At 65.7% G+C, this 7312-nt stretch carries 8 protein-coding genes; 6 read left to right on the top strand and 2 right to left on the bottom strand.

Features of this window, described 5'->3' with window-relative positions:
- Positions 1–452: 452 nt before the first annotated feature.
- On the bottom strand, positions 453–719 hold the full coding sequence (rpsT, locus tag RPC_RS24815) for a 30S ribosomal protein S20 (protein ID WP_011475341.1): 267 nt from the start codon (positions 717–719) through the stop codon (positions 453–455).
- 320 nt (positions 720–1039) lie between these two features.
- On the opposite strand from rpsT, the gene RPC_RS24810 reads away from it, so the two are divergent.
- From RPC_RS24810 to RPC_RS24800, 3 genes are all read left to right on the top strand, one after another.
- On the top strand, positions 1040–1357 hold the full coding sequence (locus RPC_RS24810) for a hypothetical protein (RefSeq protein WP_011475340.1): 318 nt from the start codon (positions 1040–1042) through the stop codon (positions 1355–1357).
- 217 nt (positions 1358–1574) lie between these two features.
- Positions 1575–2231, top strand: coding sequence for a peptide-methionine (S)-S-oxide reductase MsrA (gene msrA, locus RPC_RS24805; protein WP_011475339.1), 657 nt, complete (start codon positions 1575–1577; stop codon positions 2229–2231).
- 166 nt (positions 2232–2397) lie between these two features.
- Positions 2398–3120, top strand: a complete 723-nt coding sequence (locus RPC_RS24800; RefSeq protein ID WP_080507380.1) for a polysaccharide biosynthesis/export family protein — start codon at positions 2398–2400, stop codon at positions 3118–3120.
- Between the two features lie 40 nt (positions 3121–3160).
- Here RPC_RS24800 and RPC_RS26970 read toward each other — a convergent pair whose 3' ends face one another.
- Entirely contained in the window at positions 3161–3748 is a 588-nt protein-coding gene (locus RPC_RS26970; RefSeq protein WP_415914776.1) for a hypothetical protein, read from the bottom strand.
- Positions 3749–3835: 87 nt separating this feature from the next.
- On the opposite strand from RPC_RS26970, the gene RPC_RS24790 reads away from it, so the two are divergent.
- The 3 genes from RPC_RS24790 to mtnA all read left to right on the top strand — a co-directional run bounded on the left by RPC_RS24790 (position 3836) and on the right by mtnA (position 7124).
- Positions 3836–4936, top strand: a complete 1101-nt coding sequence (locus RPC_RS24790) for an HD-GYP domain-containing protein (protein WP_011475336.1) — start codon at positions 3836–3838, stop codon at positions 4934–4936.
- Positions 4937–5130: 194 nt separating this feature from the next.
- The gene (locus RPC_RS24785) at positions 5131–6006 is read left to right on the top strand and encodes an S-methyl-5'-thioadenosine phosphorylase (RefSeq protein WP_011475335.1); all 876 of its coding nucleotides are present in this window, start codon (positions 5131–5133) and stop codon (positions 6004–6006) included.
- On the top strand, positions 6003–7124 hold the full coding sequence (gene mtnA, locus RPC_RS24780; protein WP_011475334.1) for an S-methyl-5-thioribose-1-phosphate isomerase: 1122 nt from the start codon (positions 6003–6005) through the stop codon (positions 7122–7124). The genes RPC_RS24785 and mtnA overlap by 4 nt, the downstream gene beginning before the upstream one ends.
- Positions 7125–7312 lie beyond the last annotated feature (188 nt).

The following is a 7312-nucleotide window of genomic DNA, read 5'->3' as shown; positions in this document are numbered from 1 at the left end:
GTCGAGACAAGGTTTTGAATCTGCGCGGTGAATCGAACTGTGCGCGGCGATTTGAGCGGGCCTGCGTGCCCAAAATAAATTCATAAATCATTTACCTTTGGGCGGAGCGCAAAAGCGTTTTCAAAGCGCTGGTCCGCGCTATGCCGATAAGTGATTATCGCCGCGCGTTTTTTCCTGTGCGCTGAAACAGGGTAACTCCCGTCGCGCGCGAACCGACGACGCGTCGTGCGCTTGCATTTTTGAAAACGTGGCGGGCCGGGAAGAATGTGTTTTAAGCTGATACAGCAGGGGTTTTTTAACTCGTGCAGTTACGAGCAGCCGGGTAAAACTACCAGTGCAAGATGATGCACGACCCGGATTGAAACACCGCGCGTCGGTTCGATGCGCACGCGCGACAGATCAAAAAAAAGCCCGGCAATGCCGGGCTCGTTGGTCGATTATTTTCCGTCAACTCACTTCGCGAGTTTCGCGATCTGATGTGACAGTCGCGACACCTTGCGACTGGCGGTGTTCTTATGAACGATGTTGCGCTGCGCGGCTTGCATCAGTTCAGGTTCGGCGCGGATCATCGCCTTCAGCGCCGCGTCGCGGTCGCCGCTCGCGATCGCTTCCTCGACGATGCGGACCGCGCCGCGCATCTGCGTGCGCCGCGATTTGTTGACGATGGTACGGCGGGCGATCTTGCGGGTCGCCTTTTTGGCGGAGGTTGTGTTGGCCATGGTGTTTCAAATCCTTCAGCGGCCGGCGCGTGACCGGGCGTCACGACGACGCTGATGTGTATCCGGGTTTTCCTGAAATGCTATTCCGGAAGCAGCCATGCTGAAACGTCGGCACCGCTCAAAGAACAGCGGCGGCAGGATCGCCCCCACCGCCAGTGCCGGTCTTATAGAGGCCCCGCTACGCAGCGTCAACGGCCTCAAAGTGGGATCTGCCGGAACCGGGCCGCGGCGGCGAGATAAGGGGCTGGCGAGGTTGAATTTTGTCGCCTCGCCCGGTATTCCGGCTAGACCGGCCGGGGGACAGGCTGACGGGGTGATGCATGATCCGCGGGTTTTTTCGGCTGGTTGGCCTGCTGCTGCTGACCGGGGGCTTTATCTTCCTGGTCTATGACGGCGCCCGCTCGGTCGCCGACGACAGCCTGCGCTGGACCCGGCTCGGCGAGTTCTGGAACGATATCCACCAATCCAGCCAACAGACCTTCCATACCATGGTGGAGACCGCCGCGCCCTGGCTATGGAGCGGAGTGGTGAAGCCGCTGCTCAACCAACCGACCTTCGCGGTGCTGGGGGTGCTGGGGCTGTTGCTGATGCTGCTGTTCCGGCCGCGCAAGCCGCTGATCGGCTACGCGCGCGACTGATCCGGCCGCAACATCCGCCTTCGCGTGATCCTGCCGCGGCGACTTGGCGTCGGCCGGCCCCTGCCGCAGCGCGCTTGCTGACACTATATCGCATCTTGAGTTGAACGCCGCCGGCAAGAGTGGATCAGGTTTGCTGTGGCGTTTCCGCGTCTATGGAATGCGCGGTCAGCTCGGGCGGCCTGACACCACTCCGCCCGGCCCGCGTCGGAGATCTCTGATGTTTTTCATGCGCAAGACCACCGCCCTGCCGAGTGCCGCCGAAGCCTTGCCCGGTCGCGCCACGGCGCTGCCGACCGCATCGACGCATTTCGTCAACGGGCATCGACTGCAGCCGCCCTATCCCGCGGGCCTGCAGCAGGCGGTGTTTGGGCTCGGCTGTTTCTGGGGTGCGGAACGCAAATTCTGGGCGTTGGGCGACGGCGTCTACGTCACCGCGGTGGGTTATGCCGGCGGCCACACCCCCAATCCGACTTATGAGGAAGTCTGCTCCGGCCGCACCGGCCATACCGAGGCGGTGCTGGTGGTGTTCGATCCCGCGAGGCTGAGCTTTGAGGCGCTGCTGAAAGTGTTCTGGGAGAGTCACAACCCGACCCAGGGCATGCGCCAGGGCAACGACGTCGGCACGCAATATCGCTCGGCGATCTACACGTTCGGCGATGCGCAGGACAAGGCCGCCGAGTCGTCGAAGGCCGCCTATGGCCGCGCATTGGCGGCGAAGGGGCTCGGCGCCATCACCACCGAGATCGCGCCGGCCGATATCTTCTATTTTGCCGAGGACTACCATCAGCAATATCTGGCAAAGAATCCCGCCGGCTATTGCGGGCTGGGCGGCACCGGCGTGTCGTGCCCAATCGGCGCCGGCGTCAACGCCTGATCGCATTCGCGTGCGTTGCCGCGGCGGCTGATGCATGGTCGCCGCGGCGCGTCGCGGATGCCCGGAGCCGGGCGCAGCGGTTGCTTCAAACGGTTTGTTAACCCTAACCGTGCATGAAGGAGCTGTCTCAGATGAGGGATAGCAAGTGCGCGCGTTTCGATTGTCGATGGTCGCTGTGATTGCCGCGCTGGCTCTAACCGGCTGCGTGCACAATTCTGGCCCGGTGGCCACGGCACAGCCGCGCTCCGATCTCGATGCGATGGCTTACGGACAGGCCCCGACGCCGGCGCCGGTCGGGCGCGGCCTGTTCACCTCGGCTTCGAATTCCGGCGGCGCGCTGGCAGCGCTCGGTTCGAGTTCTTCATCCTCGCCGCGGCGGGCTTACGCCGCGATGCCGGCGGCCTATGCGCCGGCGCCCGCCGCTTACGATCCCGACTACCGGCTCGATGCCGGCGACCGGCTGCGCATCGTGGTCTATGGCCAGGAAGGTCTCACCAACACCTACGCGATCGACGCCGGCGGCGCGATCACCATGCCGCTGATCGGCGCGGTGCCGGCGCGCGGCCGCACCCCCGCGGGGCTTGCCGCCGACGTCACCGCGCGGCTGCGCAACGGCTTCATCCGCGAACCCTCGGTGGCGGTGGAAATCGAATCCTACCGGCCGTTCTTCATTCTCGGCGAAGTCGCGGCCCCCGGCGCCTATCCTTACGTGCCCAACATGAGCGTCGAGAGCGCGGTGGCGGTGGCTGGCGGGTTTTCGCCGCGCGCCCGCCGCGATCAGGTTATCCTCACCCATGGCGACGCCCGCGGCATGGTCCGCGCCGCGGTGCCGCTCGGCACCCCGCTCGGCCCCGGCGATACCGTGCTGGTCGGCGAACGTTGGTTCTGAGCCAGATCAGCCATCTTCGCGCCGTCGTGTTGTCGCGTGGCTACTGCCACATCCAGTTGCGGCCCCAGTCGCCTTTCCATCCGGTCAGCCGGCCGGCGCGGAATTGCAGATAGAGTCGATCGCGGCGATTGAAAAACCCGCTGCCGCCGGCGGTCCGCAGCGCCAGCAGGATTTCCTCCCCACGCCGGCCGCTGACGTAACTCAGCGGCGCACCGAGCGCCTGCGCGGTTTGTTCTGCGTCCATGCCGAAGGCCAGCGGCGTATTGTTCGACAGCGTGCTTGTGAACGGGCGCTGGTCGGCGCCGGTCGAGCGAAACTGTTGCGCTGCGGCCGGCGTGATCGCAGTCATCATCATCGACGCGAAACCGATCGCGATCGCGGCCGCGCCGGCGGCTTTGCGGCGACCGCTGATCCCACGACGATCGCCAAACCTGGCGAGGGCGGCCGATGGCGCTGCGTCGCGCGGGTCGTGGTCGAGCCGTTCGCGGCGTCGCGGCCTTCGTGTCGGCATCTGCATCATCAAACGTCCTAAATAGTTCGTTGCGCAGACTATTCTAAATCGCCCATCGAACACCAGTAAAGTCGAGGTTTTTTGCGGTTGCGGGCGATTCGACCGGCCGATCGGCACGCCACATTGAGGATGCCGTTTAAGCTTGGGGAACTATTTATCGGTAACACTGCGCTGCGACGTGACGTTGCATCCGCTCGAGGAAACATGACCGCACTCGCCAAACAACTTCCCGCGAAACGCCGGCTGCTGCTGGCGTCGGATCGCACCGATCGCAGCTGTGAACTGGCGCGCATTCTGGGCAACGTCGCCGAGGTCGAAACCATTCCGACGTCGAACCTGCCCGATGCGCCGGCCAAGGATTTGTCGGGCGTCGTCGTTGATATCAACCTGCGCTCGCCGGAGACCGTGCAACTGGTTCGTCGCAAGCTGTTGGGCTCGGCCTATCAACCGATGCCGCGGCTATTCGTGCTCGCCGATCTGTTGCACCACGGCGCGATGCAAGCCTGGGCGCTCGGCGCTACCGATACCATCGCGCGCCCCTTCGACCCCGACGACATTCTGCAGCGGATTCACGCTGCCTTCCCCCGCGATGACGACGGCACCGTCGAAACCGAATCCAAAGGCAAGGCGCTGAGCGAGGGCGTCGCCGCCGCGCATGCGGTGATGGTCAAGATTTTCGAAAAGCTGCCAGCGGGGATTCCTCTGACGCTCGGTGACGTGATCAAGGCGGAAAACCACATCCTGCGCGCGATCAGGCGCACCTCGCTGCGCGAATGGCTGTCCGCGGTCGGCCGTCACCACAACGAGAGCTACCGGCACTGCCTGTTCGCCACCGGCTTTGCGGTGGCCTTCGCACAGTATCTCGGCATCCGCGAGGACGACCAGCGACGTTTGACCCGGGCCGCGCTGTTGTACGACGTCGGCAAGGCGTTCGTGCCGCCGGCGATTCTCGACAATCCGGATCGTCTCAGCTTGGGCCAGCACGGCATCTATTGCCAGCATCCGCGGCTGGGCTACGACGCGCTGGCCGCGCAAGGCGGATTTCCCCGCGAAATGCTCGATGTCGTGCTGCACCATCACGAAATGCTCGACGGCTCTGGCTATCCGGACGCGCTGCACGGCGATCAAATCAGCGATCTGGTGCGCGTCACCACGCTGGTCGACACGTTCACCACCTTGGTGGCCAGGCAGCCGAAGGAAACCGTGCACAGCCACGCCGCGGCTTTCGCCGCGATGGAAGCGATGGGCGACGCGCTCGACCAACGCCTGGTGCAGGCGTTCCGCCCGGTGGCGTTGGGCGGCTAGTCCTCGTCCTCGCTCGTCATCTGTTTGTCGCATCCCGATCCCGCCGCAGCGCGCGCGAACCGGCTGAATGCGGCGTCATGAGCCAGCCGCCGGGCAGCTCCGCCTGCGACGTTCGGCCTATCCGCCCTGAGGAGGGGTTGTCGACGCCGCCTCCGCATGGTGAATGCGGCAGAGCAATTGGCGGGGGATGCAGCATGACCACGGCCGTTCTTGGCATCATCGGCGGATCCGGGATTTACGATCTGCCCGGGCTGGAAGACGTTCGCGACGAGGCGATTGCCAGCCCGTGGGGCGAGCCGTCGTCCTCGGTGCGGCGCGGCAGCATCAGTGGGCTGCCGATCGTGTTCCTGCCGCGCCACGACAAGGGCCACCGGCTGTCGCCCTCCGACATCAACTACCGCGCCAATATCGACGTGCTGAAGCGCGCCGGCGTCACCGACCTGATTTCGCTGTCGGCCTGCGGCTCTTTCAAGGAAGAATTGCCGCCCGGCAGCTTCGTGCTGGTCGACCAGTTCGTCGACCGCACCTACAAACGCGAGAGTTCGTTCTTCGGCAAGGGCTGCGTCGCCCACGTCTCGATGGCGCACCCGGTGAGCCCGCGGCTGCGGATTCATCTCGCCGCCGCCGCCGAGGCCGAGGGCATCGCGATGGCGCGCAGCGGCACGTATCTGTGCATGGAAGGCCCGCAATTCTCCAGCTACGCCGAGAGCATCACCTACAAGCAGGCCGGCTATTCGGTGATCGGCATGACCAACATGCCGGAGGCCAAGCTCGCCCGCGAGGCCGAGATCTGCTACGCCTCAGTGGCGATGGTGACCGATTTCGACTGCTGGCATCCCGACCATGACGCGGTGACGGTGCAGGATATCATCCGGGTGCTGACCACCAATGCCGAGAAGGCGAAGAGCCTGGTGGCGCGGCTGGCGCGGGATTTCCCGCGCGAGCACGAGGCCTGCCCGATCGGCTCCGATCGCGCGCTTGACACCGCGATCATCACCCAGCGGGAGGCCCGCGATCCGGAACTCTTGAAGAAACTCGACGCGGTGGCGGGAAGGATTTTGCGCGCATGAAGGTCGACGGCAAGCCCACCCGCACCATCTGGCTCGAGCCCGACGGCTACACGGTCGCGGCGATCGATCAGCGCCGGCTGCCGCATGAATTCGTCGTCGTGCAATTGGCGACCAGCGACGCCGCGGCCGAGGCGATCCGCTCGATGCTGGTGCGCGGCGCGCCGTTGATCGGCGCCACCGCGGCCTATGGCGTGGCGCTGGCGATGCGTGAGGACGCCTCCGACGCCGGGCTGGATGCGGCCTATGCCAAGCTGATCGCCACCCGACCGACCGCGATCAATCTGAAATGGGCGCTCGACGACATGCGCGGCGCGCTGCGGCCGCTGCCGGCGGAGGCGCGCATAGCCGCCGCTTATGCCCGCGCCGCGGCGATCGCCGAAGACGACGTCGCCATCAACCAGAGCATCGGCCGCCACGGCCTGACGCTGATCGACGCGGCGCGCGCCGCCAAGAAGCCCGGTGAGCGCGTCAACGTGCTGACCCATTGCAACGCCGGCTGGCTCGCCACCGTCGACTGGGGCACCGCCACCGCGCCGATCTACCAGGCGTTCGACGCCGGCGTGAACATCCACGTCTGGGTCGACGAGACCCGTCCGCGCAACCAGGGCGCCTCGCTCACCGCCTGGGAGCTCGGCCACCACGGCGTGCCGCATACCGTGATCCCGGACAACACCGGCGGCCATCTGATGCAGCACGGCATGGTCGATCTCTGCATCGTCGGCACCGACCGCGTCACCGCCTCGGGCGACGTCTGCAACAAGATCGGCACTTATCTGAAGGCGCTGGCGGCGCGCGACAACAACGTGCCGTTCTATGTGGCGCTGCCGTCGCCGACCATCGACTTCACGATCGACGACGGCGTCAAAGAAATTCCCATCGAGCAACGCGACGCCGCCGAGGTCACCGACATGACCGGGCGCACGAAGGACGGCCGCATCGAGACCGTGCGGGTGGTGCCGCAAGGCTCGGCTGTCGCCAATTACGGCTTCGACGTCACGCCGTCGCGGCTGGTCACCGGGCTGATCACCGAACGCGGCGTGTTGCTGCCGGAACGCGCGGCGCTCGCCGCGGCGTTCCCGGAGCGGGTCGAGCGCCGCGCGGAATCGCTGCGGGCCTGACGCGGTTTTCGCAGCAAGCACTGAGTCGTCATCCTGAGGCGCCCGAGCGCAGCGAGGGCCTCGAAGGATGCGGCTCCAGAGCGTGGAGTCGCCCACGGCTTGCAGCCCATCCTTCGAGACGCCCGGCTTCGCTCTTCGAGCTTCGCCGGGCTCCTCAGGATGACGTCGTGGGGGTAGCGGAGTTCGTC

Origin of the sequence: Rhodopseudomonas palustris BisB18 (genome assembly GCF_000013745.1) — a bacterium.
Classification (GTDB): Bacteria; Pseudomonadota; Alphaproteobacteria; order Rhizobiales; family Xanthobacteraceae; genus Rhodopseudomonas_A; species Rhodopseudomonas_A palustris_F.
This window is presented reverse-complemented; position numbering and strand designations above follow the sequence as displayed.